The organism is Allobaculum sp. Allo2, from assembly GCF_022701175.1.
In the GTDB taxonomy this organism is placed as follows: Bacteria; Bacillota_I; Bacilli_A; order Erysipelotrichales; family Erysipelotrichaceae; genus Allobaculum; species Allobaculum fili.
The window spans coordinates 12,191-32,997 of sequence record NZ_CP078088.1 but is presented as its reverse complement, the minus strand read 5'-3'; the positions used below and the strand labels follow the sequence as shown (position 1 = coordinate 32,997).

Genomic DNA, 20,807 nt, shown 5'->3' with positions numbered 1-20,807 from the left:
TGGCAAAAAAGCGATGAAGTTGAAACAGCAGCGTCCTCAGAAATTCAAAGTTCGCGAGTACACTCGCTGTCAGAGATGCGGACGTCCGCACTCCGTACTGAAAAATACGGCATCTGCCGTATCTGCTTCCGTGAACTGGCTTACAAAGGCCAGATCCCGGGTGTGAAAAAGGCTAGCTGGTAAGCAGGGAGGAAACAAGCATGACAATGACTGATCCGATCGCGGATATGCTCACCCGCATCCGCAACGCTCTTGCTCAGAAGCATGAGACTGTCTCCATGCCTTCCAGCAAAGAGAAGGAAAGAATTGCTAAAATCCTGGTCGAAGAAGGCTACATCAACGGTTTCTCCACAGAAGCTGACGGTGTTAAGAAAACGCTGACCATCGATCTGAAATACGGCAAGAACGGAGAACGCGTAATCTCCGGTCTGAAGAGAATTTCAAGCCAGGCTTCCGTGTATACGCCGGCGCAGACAACCTGCCACGCGTACTGAACGGACTTGGCACTGCGATCATCTCCACATCCCACGGTGTGATGACCGATCGCGACGCAAAGAAAGCCAATGTAGGCGGCGAAGTACTCGCCTACATCTGGTAATAGTTCAGCAGGAGGAAAATACTGAATGTCACGTATCGGCAATAAACTGATTACCATTCCTGCCGGCGTAACTGTTGAAGTTGCTCCAGGGAATGAGGTGACTGTCAAAGGTCCTAAGGGAACTCTGACAAGAAAGTTCTCCGACATCCTCACGATCGAGGTTGAAGGAAACGAAGTAACTGTAAAACGTCCAAACGATCTCAAGGCCACAAAACAGCTGCACGGAACAACCCGTGCTCTGCTGCACAACATGGTAGTCGGCGTATCTGAAGGCTTCCAGAAAGATCTTGAACTCGTTGGTATCGGTTTCCGTACAGCGGTTAAAGGAAACAAGCTGACCATGAACGTCGGCTACTCCCACCCCGTTGAAAAAGAAATCTTCGAAGGACTCGAAGTAACCTGCCCAAGCGCAACCACAATTACCGTTAAGGGCATTGACAAGCAGCTCGTCGGCGAATTCGCTGCAGAAGTGCGCGCAGTTCGCAAACCTGAGCCTTACAAAGGAAAAGGTATTCGCTATAAAGGTGAACATATCCGTCGTAAGGAAGGTAAGACTGCTGGTAAGAAATAGTGGGAAAGGAGCAAGACTATGATTAAAAACAGTCAAAAAACGAAGCAAGACAGAAACGTCATCTTCGCGTTCGCAAGAATGTCAGCGGAACTCCTGAATGCCCACGTCTGAACGTATTCAGAAGCAACGCCAACATCGAAGCCCAGATCATTGACGATACAAAGGTCATACTCTGGTATCCGCTTCTTCCGTAGCCATGAAGCTCGAAAACGGCGGAAACATCGAAGCTGCCAAGAAAGTCGGCGCAGAAATTGCCCGCCGCGCTCTTGAAAGCAATATCAAGAAAGTCGTATTTGACCGCGGCGGATATCTCTACACCGGCCGTGTTCAGGCTTTAGCTGATGCCGCTCGCGAAGGCGGCCTGGAGTTCTAGGAGGTCGCCATGGCAAACAACGATAGAAGACAGAGAAGAGAACCGAAAGAGTTCGACGAACAGGTCATTTCCATCAACCGAATCTCCAAAACCGTAAAAGGCGGTCGTAAAATGCGTTTTGCGGCTCTGGTGGTTGTTGGTGACCGTAAAGGCCGTGTCGGTGTAGGTACCGGCAAGGCAAAAGAAGTACCGGAAGCGATCCGTAAAGCTACCGAAGCTGCACGTAAGAACATGTTCCTCGTGCCAATCGTTGGAACAACCATTCCACACGAAGTTACCGGTAAATACGGCGCTGGTGCTGTATTCATGAGACCCGCTACAGAAGGTACCGGTGTTATCGCCGGCGGCGCTACACGTGCCGTTCTGGAGCTGGCCGGTATCACCGATATCCTGACCAAGAACCTCGGCAGCCGTACAAAAATCAACACTGTACGTGCTACTGTGGAAGGACTTAAATCCCTGCGTACCCTGGATCAGGTAGCTGAACTTCGCGGTAAGAAACCCGAAGAAATCCGCGGGTAAGAAGGAGGAAACGAAATGAAACTGCATGAACTTTCCCAGAGTCAGTCCCGCAAAGCGAGAAAAGAGTAGGACGCGGACCTGGTTCCGGCCTCGGCAAAACTGCCGGCCGCGGACAGAAAGGTCAGAAAGCCCGTTCCGGCGGCGGCGTTCGTCTCGGATTTGAAGGCGGACAGACCACACTGGCCCGCCGTCTTCCAAAGCGCGGCTTTACCAACTTCAACCGTAAGGAATATGCCATCATCAACGTGGCAGATCTGAACCGTTTTGAAGACGGAACCCACGTAACGCCACAGCTTCTCAAGGAAACCGGCATGCTGAAAAACAGCTCGCTGGTGTCAAAGTCCTCGGTGAAGGAACTCTCGAGAAGAAGCTCACCGTAAGTGCTGCAAAATTCTCCAAGAGTGCTGAAGAAGCCATCGTCAAAGCAGGCGGAACCGTAGAGGTTCTCTAAAATGAAAACTGTTAAGGCAATCTTTGAGAACAAGGACATCCGTAACCGTCTCCTGTTCACTCTCTTTGCCTTCCTGGTGTACCGTCTGGGATGCGCAATTACCGTCCCCGACGTAAACACCGCCGGACTGGTTGGCAGCCTGGAAAATAACAGCCTGTTTGCGATGATGAGCCTGCTTGGAGGCGGCGGACTGGAACAGTTCTCCGTTTTCGCAATCGGTGTTACTCCCTATATCACCGCTTCCATCATCATCCAGCTCTTAAGCACGGATGTTATCCCAGCGCTGACTGAACTTTCCAAACAGGGTGCAACCGGACGCAAGAAACTCGATCAGTACACCCGCTATCTGGCGGTTGTCTTCGGTTTCGTGCAGTCCATCTCCCTGACGTACAGCTTTAACAATATGTACAGCGGTCTGTTCTACAACGGTCTTTCGACCGCCAGACTTCTGTACGTTGCCATGATCTTTACTGCAGGCTCCATGTTCCTGGTATGGCTTGGTGACCAGATCTCCTTAAAAGGCCTCGGCAACGGTATGTCCATGATCATCATGGCCGGTATCGTCGGCCGCATGCCGCAGCAGTTCTCTGCTGCGTGGTCTTCCCTGGTTACCGGTGCAGACGGTGCAGCTGCTCCCGCAAACGGAGGCTGGATCTTCGCCGCCTACATCCTCGTCTACCTGCTGATCATCGTCTTTGTCGTACTGATCAACACGGCAGAGCTGAAAATTCGAATCCAGTACACTTCGAGTTCTATGTCTCTGTCCAAAAAGGCTACGATGAACTACCTGCCGCTGAAGATTAATACGGCTTCCGTTATCCCAGTCATCTTTGCTTCTTCGGTAATGATGGCTCCGATTCAGGTCGCCAGCTTCTTCGCAAACGGCGCTTCCTGGTACACCACCATGTCCAACTGGCTTGGCCTTCGTACCTGGTACTCGCTGACCATCTACGTAGTTCTGATTATTCTGTTTACCTTCTTCTACTCCAAGATGCAGGTTAACCCGGAGCAGGTCGCTGAGAACCTCGCCAAATCTGGCGCATACATTCCCAGCGTTCGTCCAGGCAAGCAGACGGAAACCTATCTGGACAAAGCCCTTTCCCGTATTACCGTACTCGGCGCGCTGGCCCTTTCGGCTATCGCTGTTCTCCCGCATCTGATGCCTCTCATCTGGCCTCAGCTGCCGACGTCCATGGCTCTGGGTGGCACCGGAATGATCATCGTTGTCGGTGTTGCGATTGAGACCGTACGTCAGATTCAGGGACTGGTAACCCAGAAAGCGTACAAGAAGTACTACGACTTCGATTAATCAACACGAAACTATGAATCCGGCTGATTAACTCAGCCGGATTTTTTGGAGACAGACTATGAATATTTTAATTATGGGAGCCCCAGGCTCTGGCAAAGGAACCTTCAGCAGCCGTCTGAAAGAAACGTACAACCTTGACCATATTTCTACCGGCGATCTGTTCCGCGAAAACATTTCCAAAGGAACCGATCTGGGCAAGGAAGCCAAAAGCTGCATCGATGCCGGTCACCTTGTACCGGATGATATCGTTAACCGCATGGTTCTGGACTACCTCGCTAACCGCATGGACAAATCCAAGGACGGCTATCTGCTCGACGGCTATCCCCGCACGCTCGAACAGGCTAAAACCTTCAAGAAGATGACCGATTCCACGGATCTGGCTACCGATGTCGTTCTTTACCTCGACGTCCCGGAAGATGTGCTGACCAAGCGCATTCTCGGCCGCCGTTCCTGCCCGAACTGCGGCGAAATTTTCAATATCTACTTCAAACCGTCCGCAAAGGAAGGCATCTGCGACAACTGCGGTCATGAACTGACTTACCGCGCAGATGACAACGAAGAAAGTCTGAAAACACGTCTCGGCGACTACCATGCCCTGACGGAACCAGTGATCGGCTTCTATCACGATCTTGGCCTCCTCAAAAAGTGGATGCTAACCGCGATTTTGAAGCGATCTGGACAGACATTGTCGAAAACCTGAAGCAGGCATAACATTCCGACCTTGCCTGCTCTACGATTCGATTCTGATGCGCGTCCTGGGAAATCCAAATCTTTATCCCCGTTTTGGATTCTGATCCGCACCGTTTCGAATCGCATTTGCCTCAAAACGATATTCATCTCTAGTTCTGTTTTCTGTTTCAAAGCGTAAAATCACACGCCATTCCGCTCCCCGCAAGCTGCGGATTCATGCAACAGGAACGCAGGATATTAGAGTCGATCGATCCTCAATCCCTGCTTTTCTTTCGAAAAGGGGATTTTTAATACGCCAACGCCGTTCATCCGATCGGCAGCTCCGTTTCAACGACACCCGATCAGTGGGCCCCCATCGCCCTAAAACGACAGATGACAGGTCAGCTGCAAGCCGGAATTGCGCCTTAAACACAGTCAAAAAGGTGTCTGATATTTCTGCATATCCAAAACCGTACTCCCGTGAAGCGGGCATAATAAAAGTACAGATGAACTCTTCAAAGAGCTATTCTGTCTCATCATCATCAGCGGCCATCGCCGCATAAACAGGAGATGTAATCAACCATGGATAGAAAAATGAATCCAGATCATAAGGACATTGCGCAAGACTGGATGAGCGTTCGGCATTCGGTTCATCAGTACAACGGAACGCCGTTGCCCATGGAAAATCAGAAAAAAGCGTCAGTTCGGACGCCTGAATGGGTTCAGAATGCGGTATTCATCTGCGATGCACCAATGGTTCTTTTCATGACCGTGATCGCGGCTTCATGGCCTCTGGAGCCTCCATTGCTTGCGCAATAGTTCAGGAGCACTTCGAAGGGAATATCGGATTCGAATGCGTCGGTGCAGCTTTTCAGTACGCAGCAGTCGGTATCGATCCCGACAAAGTAAAGCCGGTCAATGGAATTCTGCGCAAGAAATTCCCTGAACTCATCCGTAAAACAGGAATAGATCTTTTTCTGGATAATCCGTTCACTTACCTGCGCGACGAAAGGATCCACCTGCGTAGAAGGCGTGTTTTCCATCAGACCCGTCCAGCCCATTCGAGAGACATAGGGGAATCTGGCGTGTTAATAAACTGGGTAGCGACGAAATGATCAAAATGCCGCCGGGACAGCAATGTTTTGAGGTTTGAAGGGACATCTTCCGTCGCAGGGGATAAAACCCTTTCTGTACATCAATGATCACCAGACAGTCAGACATCGAAATCACCCCTTCTTGATAATAAAAATAATACCAGAGACAAAGATGATCCCGGCAGCCGTTATCCAGAAGAAGCGCCATCCATCCGTAAGCTGTTCTTCGAAAAGGGAAAAGAGCGTAGTCAGAATATCCAGATACGCAATGATGAAAAGCAGGATTTCACTTAGCCAGCCATATTTGCGCTGACGCTGGTTTTCCTCGGTTGTACGATCTTCAATCAGATATTCCAGGCGCTCAATAAGCTGATCCTTGTACTCCGTAAGTCCGCTCGACTCGATCAGCGCATTTCGAATTCTTGAAACGTAAACCGGCATGCTGGAATCCGCGGTCGTCATGAACTGATTGTAGCGAGTAAGGTACTGATTCCGTAATTTTCGCAGACTCAGGGAAGAAGCGGTTTCGGTGTCGGGACAGCCGAGATCCTGTAAAAGACAATACGTATACATCCACATGGCCTGCAAATCGATTTCCAGTGCATCCATAAACCGGACATAGTCTTTTCGAATTTCCCTGGAAGAGGTTATTACGGCAGCCCAGCTGATGTATACGTCGATATCTTCCCTTAATTCATAATCGTGAGGCAGCTCAACATCGGAAAGATCGGACTGATAGGGATCATGCATGTCATCTGTCAGAGGACATACGAAGGAATCTTCTTCATTGGCAAGGCTTGGCATCAGAAGAATTTTTAAAGATTTCACAAATGTGTCATCCGTTTTCATCATTTCCATATACTCCGCTATACTCCGCTGGATCAAGCCCTGTACAGAAATGACTGACGGTCATGACATACGACAATCCATTCGATTCCCAGTCTTCTTTCGAACTCTGCCGATGAGAGGAAGGAATGAGCGCACAAATCTGATGAAGCGCACGCAGCGTTTTCTGCATGGCGAGGAAACAGCCGGATCTTCAAAACTGCAGATCCGGCTGTGCGCTTCGCGCCGGGAACAGCAGTAGTCCTTGGCAAACTGAGCTTTGCGAATGAGAAAGGAATCGTCGCACAAGGAGAAAACGGCAATGCCGCTTTTAAAGATATACAGATCAAGCCGGCTTTGAATATGCCAGCCTGCAGCAAGATCCGGGAAAGCTTAACCAGAAATTCGGATCGTTCGACAGGAGCAAAATGATTCAGGCTCATGTACCGATCGATATGTTCCAGAGAGGTACCAGTTAATTCGCCGCCCAGATCGGCGGGGATATAGCGCCAGGGCTGAATAAAGGGTGAAGGGCATACGGTCTCCTGCTCAGGACTTGATCCTGCTGCAGACAAATCGGCCGTCGGACAGAAAAGGTAAGACAGAACGCCCAAAGAGCAAGAAGAGAAGACAGAATATCCAGATTTCATATTTCGTCAGTTTCTTCTGCACAACGCATCGTGTCGGATGGTTTTACAGGCAGGATGAGCAAGTCAAATGAGAATTTTATTTCCATATATAATACGGACTGGTCTACGACAAACCAGATCGATTTCTGAGGATGGATAAGAAGTGAAAAGAATGAACCGAATAAAACCAAAAATGAAATCAAATCATCGGCTTCTTCTTCTCCCCCTCAACCCGCACATCGTCTATAGATGCCTGTTGTTTTCAGGTGCATTCGATGCCAGCGCGAAAATGAGAACGAAATAACAGAGCAAGGAAATATCATCGAGCGTATTTCTGTGCCGGGACCGATGGATAATCGAAGCCGAAGGGGATTGCCGCCAGCAAACCGGCTGACCCTTGCATGAATCCATAATGGATATTTCATGTCGAATCGCTGAACGAACTGTTTTTCCTTTTGACGGAACAGGCAGTCTGGAAAGGAAAAAGAGTCCCATAAGAGGAGAATGTTTCGTTTTCCGCTAAGATAAAGGAGAAGAAGTACGTACGGGCAGAAAAGACCCGTCCGGATTCGTTCACAAACTTTCACAAAATGTTTCAAATGGGTCATAACTTGAAACGAAAGGCAATTGCGTCTATACTGATTAGGCGCAATTTGTTTTACCAATGGTTCCTGAACGTGAATCATCAGGGCAGCGCCCTCAGCCGTCCGGCCCGCGGTCAGTGCCCGAAAGGGAATTCCGTGAACGCCGCGAAAGCGACAAGTAATGGATCGCGCCATCAGAAATTTCAATCATCACGTTTCTGCTAAAATACGCTCACTGTGTATGAGCGGATTTTAGAAGGTTGAATACGTGAATACGAAAGGGGTATACACATGAAAGTAAGACCATCCGTGAAACCCATCTGTGACAAATGCCGTGTCATCCGCCGCAAAGGCAGAGTCATGGTAATTTGCGAAAACCCGAAGCATAAACAGAGACAGGGTTAATTAGGACAACAGGAGGAACAAATGGCTCGTATTGCAGGAGTTGACATTCCAAATAACAAACGGTCTGTCATTGCCTTAACTTATATTTATGGAATCGGCAAACCTACTGCCGAAAAGATCCTTGCAGACTGCAAGATCAGCGAAGACACCCGCATCAAAGATCTGAGCGAAGCAGAAATGAACGCACTGCGTAAAGCAGTTGACCAGATCAAGGTAGAAGGCGACCTTCGCCGTGAAGTACAGCTGAACATCAAACGTCTGATGGAAATCGGCTGCTACAGAGGTATCCGTCACCGCAAAGGACTTCCAGTTCGCGGTCAGAGAACCAAGACTAATGCCAGAACACGCAAGGGCAAGGCGAAAACAGTAGCCAACAAGAAGAAGTAGAAAGGACTGGTGAAATACTGATATGGCAAAGAAACAGCAGATTAGAAAACGTCGCGTTAAAAGAATGTTGCCAGAGGTATGGCGCACATCCACTCTACATTCAACAACACGATCGTAACCATTACCGACGAAGGCGGTAACGCAATTTCCTGGAGCTCCGCTGGAGCACTCGGCTTCAAGGGAAGCCGTAAGAGCACACCGTATGCAGCACAGATGGCTGCTGAGGCTGCAGGCAAGGCTGCAATGGATCACGGTATGAAATCCGTTGCGGTTGAAGTAAAGGTCCAGGTCCTGGACGTGAAGCCGCTGTCCGTGCTCTGCAGGTTGCAGGTCTGGACATCACAATGATCAACGACGTAACACCTATTCCCCATAACGGATGCCGTCCGCCGAAGAGACCACGCGGCTAATCCATCCGGATCAATTCATTTCCTGAACATCACTGATCCATTGGCCAGCCGGCTATTCCGGTTTCGGGTCAATCCATTTTGTTTTGGATGAAATCCGGTCAATGATAAGGAAAGAATTCATCGCTCTATTGGGAAATAAAGGAGGCCCGGCAGAATGACTAACTACGAGATTACTACGCTGGAAGAGACTGATACCCTTGGAAAATTCGAAATGTCGCCTCTCCCGGATCAGTTCGGAATTACCCTGGGAAATTCACTGAGAAGAGTGCTTCTCTCTGCAATTCCTGGAGGCGCTGTCTTCAGCATTCGAATTGATGACGTCTATCACGAGTTTACAGGTGTGGAGGGCGTCACCGAAGACGTTTCGGCGATCATCCTGAACCTGAAAAAACTGATTCTGAGTATCGATATCAGCGACAACGAGATTTATACATTGCGCATTCATGAAACAGGACCATGCGTTGTCACTGCAGGCGATATTCAGTGCCCGGAAGGGGTTAAAGTGCTTAACCCGGATCTTCCGATCTGTACTCTGTCTGCCGGTAAGGAATTTTCCATGGAAATGCAGGCCAAACTTGGCCGCGGCTTTGTGGCAGCTGATATCAACAAGCACCGCCACGCTGGCCCGAACTCCCCGATCGGAGTCATCTACACCGATTCTCTTTTCTCCCCGGTAGTACGCGTTGCCTATTCCACACGTTCGGAATACAACGAGGACCACAAGCCTTATGACGTACTGACGATGGAGATTGAAACCGACGGAACTCTCAAACCGTTCCAGACGCTCGCCATCGCATCGAAGATCCTGCGCGATCACCTTGCGATTATCGGTGAAGCCAATGTGGCGCAGGAGGATCCGGCTCTTGAAGAAGAAGAGATTCTCAAGGAACGCAATGCATCGCTCAAATCCAAGATGATTGAAGACCTTGAACTTTCGGTTCGTTCCTACAACTGTCTGAAACGTGCCGGTATTTCCACCGTAGATGAACTGTGCCAGAAGACTGAATACGAAATGCAGCATGTCAGAAACCTTGGCAAGAAATCGCTGCTTGAAATCAAAGACAAAATCTACTCCCTCGGTCTTTCCTTTAAGGCCGGCGGAGATAATCAATAGGAGTCAAAGATGAAAAACCGTAAACTCGGCCGCACTTCTGATCATCGTAAAGCCCTGCTTCGCAACATGGCCACTTCGCTGATCGAAAACGGCTCAATGGAAACCACTGAAATGAAAGCCAAAGAGCTCAGTTCAGTGATGGATCGTCTCGTCACTCTCGCTAAACGTGGAGATCTTCACGCTCGCCGTCAGGCAGCTGCGTTTGTTCGCAACGTTGAAGTTGATGACGAAGGCACTACTGCTCTGCAGAAACTGTTCGACGAAATCGGACCCGCTTATGCGGATCGTACCGGCGGATACACACGTGTTGTTAAAACACGCATCCGTCGCGGTGATGCTGCTCCGATGGCAATCGTTGAATTCGTGAAGTAAACGATCATATAACCAATTTGAAGAAGGCTTCGGCCTTCTCTTTTTCGCTCTTTTGAAAAATCTGGACCGAGATACTCTTTCGTCTGTTCAAAAAACCGGGAGTCCGTCAAAGCGGAAATATGAATTGTGATACCATAAAACCATGAGTACGTTTGAACAGCTTACGCAGTATGGACATGCCCATCAGATCCCGATTCTGATGGACGAGTCGATGGAATGGCTGGAGAAAATTCTTCTGGAATACCGTCCTTCGACCTTTCTTGAAATTGGAACCGCCATTGGCCGAACTTCCATTGAAGCGGCCCGCATTCTCCCCGATCTTCAGGTCATGACGATTGAGCGGGATCCTGAAATGGCCGCCCAGGCCAGGAAAAACATCGAAGCCAGTGAACAGAAAGATCGCATTACCTTTATTGAAGGCGACGCCCGAGATGTCGATCTGAGCGGCCAGACATTTGATCTGATTTTTATCGATGCTGCCAAAAGCCAGTACAGACGCTTTTTGAGAAATACAGTCCGCTACTTTCCGAGAATGGTCTGATCATTACCGACAACATGTTTTTCCATGGCCTGGTCGAACATCCGGAACGAACGCATAATCGACATACGAAAGGTCTGATTCGAAGACTTCGGGCGTACTGGGAGTTTCTTGAAACCAACGAGGAGTTTGAAACGACCATTCTGAACATCGGGGATGGTCTCGCTCTCACAAGGAGGAAACATGCTTAAATTCTTATTGAAAACTGGTGCCGTCGTCGCAGCAGCCGGGCTTGTACTCGGTCTGATTAAGAAATACGAAGACGACCGCGCTATGGACGAGGAAGACTGGGATTACGAAATCCAGAAAACTCCGGAAACCGACGCAGATGACGCAGCGAAGGAAACGCCGACGGATACCGCAGAAGTAAAATCTGCACCGGAAGAAACCGCCAAGCCAGAACCGGCAGAAGAGAGCACAGACGAAGAACAGTCTCTTCCTGCCATTCTTCCCGAAGAAGAACCCGTACCGGTTACAGACGAATCCGTAACGGCTGAAACGACGACACCGGAACACGAATCCGAAACGCCAGCGGAAAACAAGCCGAAATCCACTGAAGAATAAAGTCTCTTCCTCTTATGAGGAAAGAAAGCAGGCTGCTGTACAGCTTCCGATTAGAGCTGTCCAAAATCCGCCTGAAGAAAGAAGGGTAAATCATGAAAGGTCTCAACAGGTTTCTGAAATTTGTGGCCGCTCTGGCGGCGATCGCCGCTGCCGTCGCAGCCATTGTGTATTTCTTCGAACGGCGCAACCGTGAGATGGAAGAGCTAGACGCCTATCTGATGGGCGATGATCCAACGTCCTCTTCCACCGATTTCGTTTCCTCGAATACAGATGCTGCACCGGATTATCTGAAAGAAGACTTTGAACAGCTGGGCACGCTCGATCAGGGCGAAATCATTAACGTATCCCTGATGGCAAGCCCCAACGATGTACAGGCTGTCCAGGAACAGCTGGCCGCAGCCGGGTATTCGAGCACATACGATCACGAAGGCATGATTCTCGACATTACGCTCAGCGGTCCGAAAGACGAACAGGAAATTCAGGAGTTCGTTGAGGAACTCGAAAAGATTTTAAGCAGCCGCAGCGTCGAGTATATCGGCTACGCCCTCGAATAATCTGAAAAAGGATCAGATCCAATTCAACAGAAACAAGGCTCTCGCAACGGACGAACCAGCCCGGAAAGCGAGAGCCTTTTTGTATGCGGATGATCTGTTCTCAAATTGTAAGCGTCAAATAAAAGACGGGTATTTTCTCGACCGCCTCCTTGGGATAATTCCTTTATTCAAGGAGGCTTTTTCATGGAATCAATCATCCCTGCAATCGATCTCGGTATCGATTTCTCCAAAGTTAAAAACATCTATCTGGCTCAGATGCCTGCTGACCTTCGCAAAGGAATTGACGGTTACGTCTCCCTGGTTCAAGGACCTCTCGCTCTGGATCCGCTGGATGGATCCCTCTTTCTCTTCGTTAATCGACAGAAGAACAAGATCAAAGGTATCCTTCGTGACGGAAATGGATTCTGGCTTGTTTATAAGCGACTCTCCAGATCTTCCCTTCAGTGGCCTGTCAGCACTGACCAGTCCGACTTCATGCGAATTGACTGTTCGCAGCTGGCTTCTCTGCTTTCCGGTCTGTCGATTGTTCCCCAGCCGGCATTTCTGCCACGAACTTATAAGTATGTTTAAACCAATTTAAAAGGATGATTTTTGAAGGAATATCAAGATAAATCATCCTATTTACTTTATCTATCGCTCTAAATATGTTAAAATTAATACATGAATGTGCCGAACCCTTACCAGACAATCCGCAACGAGCTCCTCGAAGATCTTCATCATCAGATCAGCACCATGACGGAAGAAGAGAAAGACAAATTTATTGAGGATATGTACCTGGATCTCTATTTCGCTAAAGAAATCAATAAAGCCGTGAAAAGCGGCCGCTTTGGTCCTTCTACGGAAAAGATGGTTCCCTTGAAACTGGATTACTCTGAAAACGAGGACGGCGGCCCAGATATCAATATTCTGAATAAACAGCTGGCTCAGCTTGATCTGAAAGCCGATGTTTGTTTTAACCGGGCTGCGAAATATCAGGAAGAGGGAGACCGCTATCGTAAAGAAGCTGAAGATTTAAAGCTCAGTTCTGTTGAAGGAAGCAAGAAAAACCTTCCACCAAGTGCAGAAAGCAGGAAGCGGTCAAAGAAACCACTACCTTCAGTGTAGAAGGGAAAAGCGCATTTGCCCAGTTTGCGGCTGTGAGATGAAAACTGTTGGAATGAAACGTCACTATAGGATTCATCGGATTCCCGCTCGCTATAGGCTGGAAGAAGTGCTGCGTGAGACAGTCGCGTGCCCAAACAAGTGTACGGATGAAAACGGGAAAGCCATCATCCGCACCGCCGAACCTGACGAGCCTGCACTGATCGACAAGAGTGTCGCAACTTCCTCTATGGTCGCGGGAATTGCCTACGATAAGTTCGTAATGGGAACCCCGGCCTATCGTCAGGAAAAGCACCTGAGTCTCACGGGACTGCCGATCAGCCGTCAGACCATGGGCAACATCCTGGAAAAACTTACGATCTTTATCTGAAGCCCCTCGTAAAACAAATGATTGAGGATCTCCCAAACTGTAACGTCGTCCATATGGATGAGACGGTTTTAAAGTGCACGGAGGTTAAAGATCGAAAACAGTCTTCTATGGTTGTCGCCGTCAGCGGAATCTATGAAGAGAACCAGATGGCTGTCTATAAGTTTTTCCCTTACAAGAAACAGGAGTTCGTAATCGCCCTCCTTGGCGGTTCTTTTCGTCATGCCCTTATGACAGACGGGCTTTATGCATATGCCAACTACTATGGCCCCTGCAGAAAGCTCAACTGTATGGCCCATGCGAGAAGAAAGATCTTCGAAGCCATCAAAGTCCGGTCAGACTTCGCGCAGTATCAGGCAGACGTCCTGAAGTGGGAAAAGACCACACTGGAGAACGACGAAGAGGCCGCAGAAGCGGCAGCCCAGCTGGACGAAACAGAGAGACCCGAACCAAGTCCGGGTCTCCAGATTCTGCTCACAGCCCTGTCTCTGTTCGGGAAGCTCTACCACATCGAATCCCACGTTGCTTCTTACTCGCACGAGGCGAGAACCGAAGTTCGGCAGGAACTTTCAAAGCCCTGCTTTGAAAGACTCACAAGAGTCATGATGGAGATTCAGAGTGGATTCGAGGAAAGAAGCACCGCCTACAGAGCAGCCAAGTACTTCATGGATCGAGCGAACTCGCTGGGAAGGTACCTGGAAGACGGTGATTATCCGATCGACAATAATGTGGCAGAAAGAGCCGTAAAGCCATTCGTGATCAATCGCAAAAACTTCCAGACTACGAAGAGTATCAAAGGTGCGGAAGTCGTCGCAGCGTTTATGACTTTGTTTCGATCGGCTGAAATGAACGACTTAAATCCAGAGCGCTACATGGAGTACGTTCTGGATGAACTCAAATGGTTCAAAGACGATGAAATCGCGGTAGATGTATTGAAGTCACTTCTGCCGTATTCAAAGGATTTACCTGAATATCTTCGAATTGGATACCGTGGACCGGATCCGAAGTATGAAGAAAACGATGAAGAATAAAAAATACGCCAAGCGGGATCTCGAAAGGGATCCCGTTTAGCGTATCTAATATTCAGTCTCGCGTATACCCGTCGATTGTTTGACACTTACCTCAAATTCGTATCCCAAAAGCAAACATCTGCAGACGGGCGTTTCCAACAGAAAGAAAGAAATGGATCTTGACAAATTCTAATCCTTTAAAATACACGGCGAATATAAAATAAAACACGTGTACGAATCGCCAAACGGACTGAACTGAATCAAAAAAGAGGAAAGTGCTTTCAAAAAACATTGAATCGACACCGTGAAGACCAATATAATCTAAGTGATTCATTCTGCCCGAACCGGCAGAAGAGGAAAGAGAAAGGATTGAAACAGTATGAATAAGAGAAGACTGACTGCTCAGCTCCTCTCTGGTGTTTTAGCCGCGCAGGCTTTCCTGGCTGCGACTCCGATTGCTGCTCAGGGCGAACGAGCCAGCGATCTGAAGCCAAACGATTCCGTTACACAGGATCCTGCCGCTTCTAAATTCACAGGGATGGAGTGGAGCGGTACCGATTACACCGTCGATGGCAAGACTGAAAACTATGTCGACACCTTTGGCGTGAATCGGGAAGATGCTTCGACCATGATCGTTCCGTTCCAGGACGACGCATCCGCACGAAAAAGTGCCTTTGAATACAAGGCCAGAGAAAATTCGGACTACATGCAGATGCTGACAGGAGACAACGAGACATGGCAGCTCAATGTGGTTCAGAATCCGGAAGCCGCCGAAAAATTTGAAGGCGCAAACGGGTTCACCAGTAAAGAGTTCTCCAATGATGCATGGAAAGACGTTACGCTCCCCTGTTCCTGGACGATGCAGGGTTTTGATTTCTCCATTTACACCAACCAGACCATTCCATGGCAGACCAAATACGGCGACAGCACCTCGCCAAACCTGGCGCCTGCCGCTCCGACCCACTACAATCCGGTCGGCATGTACCGCAAAAACTTCACACTCAAAAAAGGCATGCTCGATGACAGCCGCCGCGTGTACATTAACTTCCAGGGCGTTGAGTCTGCGTATTACGTGTATGTCAACGGCCATGAAGTCGGCTATTCCGAAGATACTTTCTCGCCGCACAAATTTGATATCACCGATTACCTGCAGGAAGGCGATAACTTCCTGGCGGTTAAAGTTCTGAAATTTTCCGACGCCGTATGGATGGAAGACCAGGACATGATTTATGACGGCGGTATTTTCCGCGACGTCTTCCTGACTTCCGCACCGCTCGCCCAGATCAAGGACTACAAAGTGGAAACCGATCTCGATTCGACGTACACCAATGCCGATCTGAAAGTGAAGATGGATGTAAGCAACCTTTCGTCTTCCAATCTTGAAAACTGGAGCGTGGATCTGGCCGTTTATGACGAAGACGGTACGAACATTCAGGCCAATGCCACAGATATCAGCCAGGCTGTATCTGTAAACGCCGGCGAGGAAGGCATCGTTCAGATTACTTCCCGCGTCAACAATCCAAAACTCTGGAGTTCCGAACATCCAAACCTGTATGCGCTCGTTCTGCATCTGAAAGATGCCGACGGAAATGTTGTCGAAACGCTGTCCACACAGCTTGGTTTCCGCGAAATCGAATACACGCATACCCAGACCGATGACGATGGCTGGACCACCACGACGAAGTGGGATCCAATCAAGATCAACGGTGAAAATCTGCTGCTCAAAGGTACCGACCGTCACGACTCCGATCCGGTTTACGGCAAAGCCACCCCGATGAAATCGGTGGAAGCCGATCTGAGCCTGATGAAGCAGAACAACATCAACGCGATCCGTACCTCTCACTATTCCAACGACGACTACCTGTACTGGCTGGCTAACCGCTGGGGCCTGTACATCATGGCCGAAACAAACGTGGAATCCCACTGCTTCATGTCCGACGGCTGGCTGGGCGGCGAGTCTGGCATTGCCTCGCGCTACAAAGCAAAATTCTACAACGTCATCATGGACCGTGAAGAAACGGCGTTTGAACGTCTGAAAAACAATCCGTCCGTCGTGATGTGGTCTTTAGGAAACGAAACTGCACGACCGTATAAACTCGACGACGGCAACTACGTCTTCCGCGATGCGATGCGCTATTTCAAGGAAGAAGACCCGACCCGTCCGGTTCTGTTTGAATCGTTCGGCCCTGACATGGGCGGCGATCTGCACGGCGAACAGTATACTGGCGTAGACGGCATTAAGTACTATGCCGGCGAAGGCAAGATTCCTTACGTTCTGACCGAGTATGTTCACTCGATGGGCAACTCGACCGGACACATTTCCGACTACTGGGATGTCATCCGCTCCGCAGACAACATGGCCGGCGCCTTTGTCTGGGACTGGGTAGACCAGTCACGCTACAAGAGCCTCAGCGACTTCTTCGCTGGCTGGAACTTCAAGGAAGCCCAGCATAACCTCACCGGTACAGCCGAAGGTGAACGGAAGGATCTGCAGACCGGCCTGGACGGCAGCAAAACCCTCAACGGCGGCGCAGCGCTTCAGCGGCTACCTTCTGATCGACCAGAACGATAAGATCGATGAAACCCTCAGCGGCGCGGACCGTACGTTCACGCTCGAAGTCAACGTGAAGCCAAAATCCGTGGCCAGCGATGATGTGTATCTGACCAAGGGCGACTCGCAGGTAGCGCTCAAGACGAACAAGTCCAACCAGATTGAGTTCTACGTTTACGACAGTACCTGGAGAAGCGTAACCTGGCCGATCCCGGAAAACTGGGCCAACAACTGGCAGCATCTGACCGTGACCTACGATAAGGGCACCGTAAATCTGTACATCAACGGAGAAAAATACGGCGACACCAAGTCCACAGGCAACATCACCATCAAAAACACCAGTTACCAGCTGGGCGTAGGCGCACAGACCGAAGTCAATCTGCGCCGCGTCAACGGCGACATTTCCATTGCCCGCATTTATAACAAGGCCCTCACGGCGGACGAAGTCAGAGGCCAGCACTCCGCAGAGCCGGCCATCGGCAAAGGCGATGACTCTGTAGTCCTCTGGGTTGACTATGCGGACAAGGAAACCACACAGCTGACTGATAAGGATACGAGTGTCTGGGATTACTACAGTACCGAAGGCGCGCATGCCGGCATTTATCCAGAGGAAGCCGAAGGACACTTCCTGGCGTACGGCGGCGACTGGGGCGATGTTCCAAACGACAACTCCTTCTGCGCAAACGGTCTGGTTTCCGCCAACCGCGACCCGCAGCCGGAACTGAACGAAGTCAAATTCCAGTACCAGAACCTTTGGTTCACCGCGACGGAAATGCAGCTGCTGTCCAAGAAAGTCACCGTCTACAACGAAAACAACTTCGCTAACTTCAACGAATACGATGTGGAATGGGAAGTTCTTGAAGACGGCAAAGTCGTTAAGAGCGGAACGGTAGTTACACCAAGCATTGAAGGACGCGAAACGCAGGAAATTTCCGTTCCGTATGAATTCCCAGAGCTCAAGGACGGATGCGAATATCTGCTCAACGTACGTGCAAAACTGAAAAACGACACCGACTGGGCCAAAGCCGGCCACGAACTGTCTTACGCGCAGTTTGTTCTGCCAACCGACCAGGCACAGTATCAGGCAGCAGCCAATACGAACCCGGTAACGGTTACTCCGGACGATACCAAATTCACCGTTACTGGAAACGGCTTCTCCTTTGATATCGATAAGACGAGCGGTCAGATGCTCAACTACGTTTACGGCGATGACACTGTCATTAAGGAAGGTCCAAAACCGAACTTCTGGCGCTGCCTGACCGAAAACGATGAGCGCGAAGGCGATTCCATCTTCGACCACAACTGGAGAAATGCCATGAATAACGCCACAGCGGAAGTAACAGCTGCTGTGGAAAACGGCAAGAACGTCATTACCGCCGTTCTGACTCTGCCAAGCGCGCAGGATGCGAAAGTGACCATCGTCTACACGATCGACGGCAGCGGTGCCGTAACGATGCACATGAAGAGCGATGCGACAAACACCACCATGGGCAACTACATCATGGTCGGCTCGAACATGATTCTTCCGGAAGGATACGAAAACGTCAGCTGGTATGCGGACGGACCGGATGAAACGCTCCTTGACCGTATGACATCCGCTCGTGCGACAACCTTCTCCAAGACCGTTTCGGAAAACTTCTACCCGTACATCAAAGTCGATGACACCGGTATGTATCCAGGCACCCGCTGGATGCGCGTCTCCTCGACAAACAGCGATACCGACCTGCTCGTTGTCGCTAAGAACACCGTTCAGACCAGTGCTCTGCACTTCACCCCAGAACAGATGAACGCAGCCAGCCATCCGTACGAACTGACACCGATGAAGGATACCGTAATCGGCATCAACTACGGATCCAAGGGTACCGGCGGCGCCACCTGCGGGGAAGGCACCCGCGCAGAATACCGTCTGCCAAACCAGGTTTACGAGTGGGAATTCACTCTGGTTCCAGTCGCAAAAACCAAAGAAGACATTTCTACCGAATACCATACGTTCCACAACGCACAGATTCTGACCACCGAAGATATCGTTGAGAACGCCGCAGACGCGATGAACGAAAAGATCACCGCGTTCCTGCCGGCTCAGGCTTCTCAGCTTGACGAGGCTAAGGCGCTCAAAGCGGAATACGACGCTCTGCCAGATTCTGTAAAAGCGAAGATCACCGAAGACAACAAGACCAAAGTCAGCGGAATCGTTGCGGAAGTCGAAGCCTTCGTAGGCAAAATCAGCGTTCTGAAAGACCAGTCAAAAACCATCTCGACGTACCTCTGGAAGATACGATGAAATTCGCGCGTGAAGCCGACGGCACCGAAGCCTTTGGCGGCTACGCGTACCTCGGTCACAACGACGTGATTGCTCCTGTCTTTGCGGCAGGCAAATCCTGGACGATGGAAACCGTGATTATTCCGACAACCATGTCCGGACAGAAAACTCTGCTTTCCAAAGGCGACTATCTGACCACGCTCCGTCAGCAGAATGCCAACCTCTCCTTCCACATTTCCAACGGAAGCAGCTGGTATGCGACGGACACAAACGACAGCACCGGTTTCACCAGCGAAGAACAGGCAAATTTCGTCGGCAAGCAGCACCGCATTACCGCGATGTATGACTACACGGAAGGAACGCTCTCCATCTACTACGATGGCGAACTCCATACGACAAAGAATGTCGGCCAGGTAGACATCGCAAGCTCGGTAAACGAAGCCCAGCAGCTTTGCATCGGCATCGACCCGCAGAACACGGATCGTATCGGCGATGCGAAGTACGTCTCTGTTCGTCTCTTCAATAAGGCTCTGAGCGCTGATGAAGCGAAAACCGGCCTTACTGCAGACAATGAGAGTACCGTTCTCTGGCTTGATGCCAGCAAGCGTGCTTCGCTCGATGTGGATCTGAGCTATCTCGAACTTGCAGCCGGCAAAGCTGCAGAAGCTAACGCGCATGCAATGGACTACAAGGAAATTTCCAATGCAGTCAAGAACGCAGCCGCAACGGTTTCTGACCTGCGCAGCCAGGTTCTGGCTGGAACCGCTACGCAGCAGATGATCAACGAGAAAGCCGCTGAAATCAACAACGCGGTACTCGCTCTTCGTCTCAAACCTGTCGCTTCCAAGCTCGAAGATCTCGACTAAGCGCAGCAGCACAGCGGCCAGATGGCTAGTCCGCCTGAATGCTTATGACGATGACGTCGTGATTCCCACGTAAAGCGCGCGGATCCTGGCTATAAACCGCCTAAGCTATGCAAGTACAAGTCATTCCAGCTCAATTGACCTCTATGAAGCTCTGTATGCCCCTTTTCAGGGACATATGGGGCTTCTTTTGTCGGCCAGCCTGGAAACGCCGGACACACGGTTTTAAAACGCCTTAAAATTTCGGGCGCCTTCTGGGCAAAGAAAAGCCGGCGGCTGAAGCAGCGCCGGCTTTGAAAGGAGCGGGGCGTAAAATGACAGAAGAAGCAGAAAGTATTGAAGAAACGGCCCAGGGTGAAGAAGAGCGGAACGATCCGCTTCAAGATGAACGGACGGCTTTTTGCCTGGGTCTGCGCGGGTCGATGCGACGCTTTTCGCACAGCCGTCTTCAGCATGAATTTCCTTTCGGATCTGCATCCAGTCCACATGATGGGAGCAGTGCGCGCAGTCTCCGCTGCAGGATGTCTTCTTTTGATGAAGTGCGCCCCAGAGTATACAGAATACGATGGCGCCCAATCCAAGCGTCACAATCCAGTCGCCAATGGACATCGTGTTTCTCCTTTCCAGTTTTTAATTAAGCAGGAGCGCATCCCGTTTTCCGTCTTGCCTTCAGGGCAGAGGAGGGG

At 50.1% G+C, this 20,807-nt stretch carries 21 protein-coding genes and 6 pseudogenes; 24 read left to right on the top strand and 3 right to left on the bottom strand.

All coding sequences use genetic code 11. The features are described 5' to 3' along the window. Nucleotides 1–13: 13 nt before the first annotated feature. The 8 genes and pseudogenes from KWG61_RS00205 to KWG61_RS00170 all read left to right on the top strand — a co-directional run bounded on the left by KWG61_RS00205 (nucleotide 14) and on the right by KWG61_RS00170 (nucleotide 4,524). A pseudogene (locus KWG61_RS00205) lies at nucleotides 14–183 on the top strand (type Z 30S ribosomal protein S14). A 17-nt stretch (nucleotides 184–200) separates the two neighbouring features. Next, a pseudogene (gene rpsH / locus KWG61_RS00200) lies at nucleotides 201–598 on the top strand (30S ribosomal protein S8). 25 nt (nucleotides 599–623) lie between these two features. Then, a complete protein-coding gene (gene rplF, locus KWG61_RS00195) occupies nucleotides 624–1,169 on the top strand; it encodes a 50S ribosomal protein L6 (RefSeq protein ID WP_230268153.1) in 546 nt (181 codons plus the stop codon). 26 nt (nucleotides 1,170–1,195) lie between these two features. Further along, nucleotides 1,196–1,542 (top strand): annotated as a pseudogene (gene rplR, locus KWG61_RS00190) (50S ribosomal protein L18); the annotation flags it as partial. 9 nt (nucleotides 1,543–1,551) lie between these two features. Continuing rightward, a complete protein-coding gene (gene rpsE / locus KWG61_RS00185) occupies nucleotides 1,552–2,064 on the top strand; it encodes a 30S ribosomal protein S5 (protein WP_230268155.1) in 513 nt (170 codons plus the stop codon). A gap of 15 nt (nucleotides 2,065–2,079) precedes the next feature. Then, nucleotides 2,080–2,515: pseudogene (gene rplO / locus KWG61_RS00180) on the top strand (50S ribosomal protein L15). 1 nt (nucleotide 2,516) lies between these two features. Continuing rightward, the gene (gene secY, locus KWG61_RS00175) at nucleotides 2,517–3,824 is read left to right on the top strand and encodes a preprotein translocase subunit SecY (protein WP_230268157.1); all 1,308 of its coding nucleotides are present in this window, start codon (nucleotides 2,517–2,519) and stop codon (nucleotides 3,822–3,824) included. 58 nt (nucleotides 3,825–3,882) lie between these two features. Then, entirely contained in the window at nucleotides 3,883–4,524 is a 642-nt protein-coding gene (locus KWG61_RS00170; RefSeq protein WP_242744595.1) for an adenylate kinase, read from the top strand. Nucleotides 4,525–5,215: 691 nt separating this feature from the next. Here KWG61_RS00170 and KWG61_RS00165 read toward each other — a convergent pair. Together KWG61_RS00165 and KWG61_RS00160 are read right to left on the bottom strand one after the other, a co-directional pair. After that, the gene (locus KWG61_RS00165) at nucleotides 5,216–5,554 is read right to left on the bottom strand and encodes an isochorismatase family protein (RefSeq protein ID WP_242744594.1); all 339 of its coding nucleotides are present in this window, start codon (nucleotides 5,552–5,554) and stop codon (nucleotides 5,216–5,218) included. A gap of 165 nt (nucleotides 5,555–5,719) precedes the next feature. Beyond that, nucleotides 5,720–6,415: a hypothetical protein gene (locus tag KWG61_RS00160; protein WP_230268160.1), complete on the bottom strand. Its 696-nt coding sequence runs from the start codon at nucleotides 6,413–6,415 to the stop codon at nucleotides 5,720–5,722. Nucleotides 6,416–6,646: 231 nt separating this feature from the next. Here KWG61_RS00160 and KWG61_RS00155 point away from each other — a divergent pair, with 231 nt between their 5' ends. The 16 genes and pseudogenes from KWG61_RS00155 to KWG61_RS00080 all read left to right on the top strand — a co-directional run bounded on the left by KWG61_RS00155 (nucleotide 6,647) and on the right by KWG61_RS00080 (nucleotide 20,124). Next, nucleotides 6,647–6,844 (top strand): hypothetical protein, encoded by a 198-nt coding sequence (locus tag KWG61_RS00155; RefSeq protein ID WP_242744593.1) that lies wholly within the window; start codon nucleotides 6,647–6,649, stop codon nucleotides 6,842–6,844. A gap of 1,072 nt (nucleotides 6,845–7,916) precedes the next feature. Further along, entirely contained in the window at nucleotides 7,917–8,030 is a 114-nt protein-coding gene (gene rpmJ, locus KWG61_RS00150; protein ID WP_075819078.1) for a 50S ribosomal protein L36, read from the top strand. 21 nt (nucleotides 8,031–8,051) lie between these two features. Next, the gene (gene rpsM / locus KWG61_RS00145; RefSeq protein ID WP_230268162.1) at nucleotides 8,052–8,417 is read left to right on the top strand and encodes a 30S ribosomal protein S13; all 366 of its coding nucleotides are present in this window, start codon (nucleotides 8,052–8,054) and stop codon (nucleotides 8,415–8,417) included. A gap of 22 nt (nucleotides 8,418–8,439) precedes the next feature. After that, a pseudogene (gene rpsK / locus KWG61_RS00140) lies at nucleotides 8,440–8,827 on the top strand (30S ribosomal protein S11). Between the two features lie 154 nt (nucleotides 8,828–8,981). Beyond that, nucleotides 8,982–9,941, top strand: a complete 960-nt coding sequence (locus tag KWG61_RS00135; RefSeq protein ID WP_230268163.1) for a DNA-directed RNA polymerase subunit alpha — start codon at nucleotides 8,982–8,984, stop codon at nucleotides 9,939–9,941. Between the two features lie 9 nt (nucleotides 9,942–9,950). Next, nucleotides 9,951–10,313, top strand: coding sequence for a 50S ribosomal protein L17 (rplQ, locus tag KWG61_RS00130; RefSeq protein ID WP_230268164.1), 363 nt, complete (start codon nucleotides 9,951–9,953; stop codon nucleotides 10,311–10,313). Nucleotides 10,314–10,455: 142 nt separating this feature from the next. Then, nucleotides 10,456–11,042: pseudogene (locus KWG61_RS00125) on the top strand (O-methyltransferase). Further along, nucleotides 11,035–11,415 (top strand): hypothetical protein, encoded by a 381-nt coding sequence (locus KWG61_RS00115; RefSeq protein ID WP_230268166.1) that lies wholly within the window; start codon nucleotides 11,035–11,037, stop codon nucleotides 11,413–11,415. The pseudogene KWG61_RS00125 and the gene KWG61_RS00115 overlap by 8 nt, the downstream one beginning before the upstream one ends. A gap of 92 nt (nucleotides 11,416–11,507) precedes the next feature. After that, entirely contained in the window at nucleotides 11,508–11,969 is a 462-nt protein-coding gene (locus KWG61_RS00110) for a hypothetical protein (protein ID WP_230268167.1), read from the top strand. A 183-nt stretch (nucleotides 11,970–12,152) separates the two neighbouring features. Further along, a complete protein-coding gene (gene tnpB / locus KWG61_RS00105) occupies nucleotides 12,153–12,539 on the top strand; it encodes an IS66 family insertion sequence element accessory protein TnpB (RefSeq protein ID WP_230268547.1) in 387 nt (128 codons plus the stop codon). A gap of 90 nt (nucleotides 12,540–12,629) precedes the next feature. After that, nucleotides 12,630–13,073 carry a hypothetical protein gene (locus KWG61_RS00100; RefSeq protein WP_242743428.1) on the top strand — a complete coding sequence of 148 codons (444 nt, stop codon included), beginning with the start codon at nucleotides 12,630–12,632 and terminating at the stop codon, nucleotides 13,071–13,073. A gap of 37 nt (nucleotides 13,074–13,110) precedes the next feature. Continuing rightward, entirely contained in the window at nucleotides 13,111–13,440 is a 330-nt protein-coding gene (locus tag KWG61_RS15660) for a transposase (protein ID WP_256460690.1), read from the top strand. 17 nt (nucleotides 13,441–13,457) lie between these two features. Continuing rightward, nucleotides 13,458–14,468 carry a transposase gene (locus KWG61_RS00095; RefSeq protein ID WP_242743364.1) on the top strand — a complete coding sequence of 337 codons (1,011 nt, stop codon included), beginning with the start codon at nucleotides 13,458–13,460 and terminating at the stop codon, nucleotides 14,466–14,468. A gap of 358 nt (nucleotides 14,469–14,826) precedes the next feature. Beyond that, on the top strand, nucleotides 14,827–17,019 hold the full coding sequence (locus tag KWG61_RS00090) for a glycoside hydrolase family 2 protein (RefSeq protein WP_242744590.1): 2,193 nt from the start codon (nucleotides 14,827–14,829) through the stop codon (nucleotides 17,017–17,019). After that, the gene (locus KWG61_RS00085) at nucleotides 16,922–19,279 is read left to right on the top strand and encodes a beta-galactosidase domain 4-containing protein (protein WP_242744589.1); all 2,358 of its coding nucleotides are present in this window, start codon (nucleotides 16,922–16,924) and stop codon (nucleotides 19,277–19,279) included. Before KWG61_RS00090 ends, KWG61_RS00085 begins: the two co-directional genes overlap by 98 nt. Further along, nucleotides 19,276–20,124, top strand: coding sequence for a LamG domain-containing protein (locus KWG61_RS00080; protein WP_242744588.1), 849 nt, complete (start codon nucleotides 19,276–19,278; stop codon nucleotides 20,122–20,124). The genes KWG61_RS00085 and KWG61_RS00080 overlap by 4 nt, the downstream gene beginning before the upstream one ends. Nucleotides 20,125–20,346: 222 nt before the next feature. Here KWG61_RS00080 and KWG61_RS00075 read toward each other — a convergent pair whose 3' ends face one another. Further along, nucleotides 20,347–20,730, bottom strand: coding sequence for a FeoB-associated Cys-rich membrane protein (locus tag KWG61_RS00075; RefSeq protein WP_242744587.1), 384 nt, complete (start codon nucleotides 20,728–20,730; stop codon nucleotides 20,347–20,349). Between the last annotated feature and the right edge of the window lie 77 nt (nucleotides 20,731–20,807).

Bases quoted from the DNA above. Each gene is read 5' to 3' on its own strand.
- KWG61_RS00095 (WP_242743364.1), top strand. From the start codon at position 13,458: ATGATTGAGGATCTCCCAAACTGTAACGTCGTCCATATGGATGAGACG.
- KWG61_RS00075 (WP_242744587.1), bottom strand. From the start codon at position 20,730: ATGTCCATTGGCGACTGGATTGTGACGCTTGGATTGGGCGCCATCGTA.
- rpsM (WP_230268162.1), top strand. From the start codon at position 8,052: ATGGCTCGTATTGCAGGAGTTGACATTCCAAATAACAAACGGTCTGTC.
- KWG61_RS00135 (WP_230268163.1), top strand. From the start codon at position 8,982: ATGACTAACTACGAGATTACTACGCTGGAAGAGACTGATACCCTTGGA.
- KWG61_RS00165 (WP_242744594.1), bottom strand. From the start codon at position 5,554: ATGGGCTGGACGGGTCTGATGGAAAACACGCCTTCTACGCAGGTGGAT.
- tnpB (WP_230268547.1), top strand. From the start codon at position 12,153: ATGGAATCAATCATCCCTGCAATCGATCTCGGTATCGATTTCTCCAAA.
- KWG61_RS00115 (WP_230268166.1), top strand. From the start codon at position 11,035: ATGCTTAAATTCTTATTGAAAACTGGTGCCGTCGTCGCAGCAGCCGGG.
- rplF (WP_230268153.1), top strand. From the start codon at position 624: ATGTCACGTATCGGCAATAAACTGATTACCATTCCTGCCGGCGTAACT.
- rplQ (WP_230268164.1), top strand. From the start codon at position 9,951: ATGAAAAACCGTAAACTCGGCCGCACTTCTGATCATCGTAAAGCCCTG.
- rpsE (WP_230268155.1), top strand. From the start codon at position 1,552: ATGGCAAACAACGATAGAAGACAGAGAAGAGAACCGAAAGAGTTCGAC.
- KWG61_RS00100 (WP_242743428.1), top strand. From the start codon at position 12,630: ATGAATGTGCCGAACCCTTACCAGACAATCCGCAACGAGCTCCTCGAA.
- secY (WP_230268157.1), top strand. From the start codon at position 2,517: ATGAAAACTGTTAAGGCAATCTTTGAGAACAAGGACATCCGTAACCGT.
- KWG61_RS00080 (WP_242744588.1), top strand. From the start codon at position 19,276: ATGAAATTCGCGCGTGAAGCCGACGGCACCGAAGCCTTTGGCGGCTAC.
- KWG61_RS00170 (WP_242744595.1), top strand. From the start codon at position 3,883: ATGAATATTTTAATTATGGGAGCCCCAGGCTCTGGCAAAGGAACCTTC.
- KWG61_RS00110 (WP_230268167.1), top strand. From the start codon at position 11,508: ATGAAAGGTCTCAACAGGTTTCTGAAATTTGTGGCCGCTCTGGCGGCG.
- rpmJ (WP_075819078.1), top strand. From the start codon at position 7,917: ATGAAAGTAAGACCATCCGTGAAACCCATCTGTGACAAATGCCGTGTC.
- KWG61_RS00090 (WP_242744590.1), top strand. From the start codon at position 14,827: ATGAATAAGAGAAGACTGACTGCTCAGCTCCTCTCTGGTGTTTTAGCC.
- KWG61_RS15660 (WP_256460690.1), top strand. From the start codon at position 13,111: ATGAAAACTGTTGGAATGAAACGTCACTATAGGATTCATCGGATTCCC.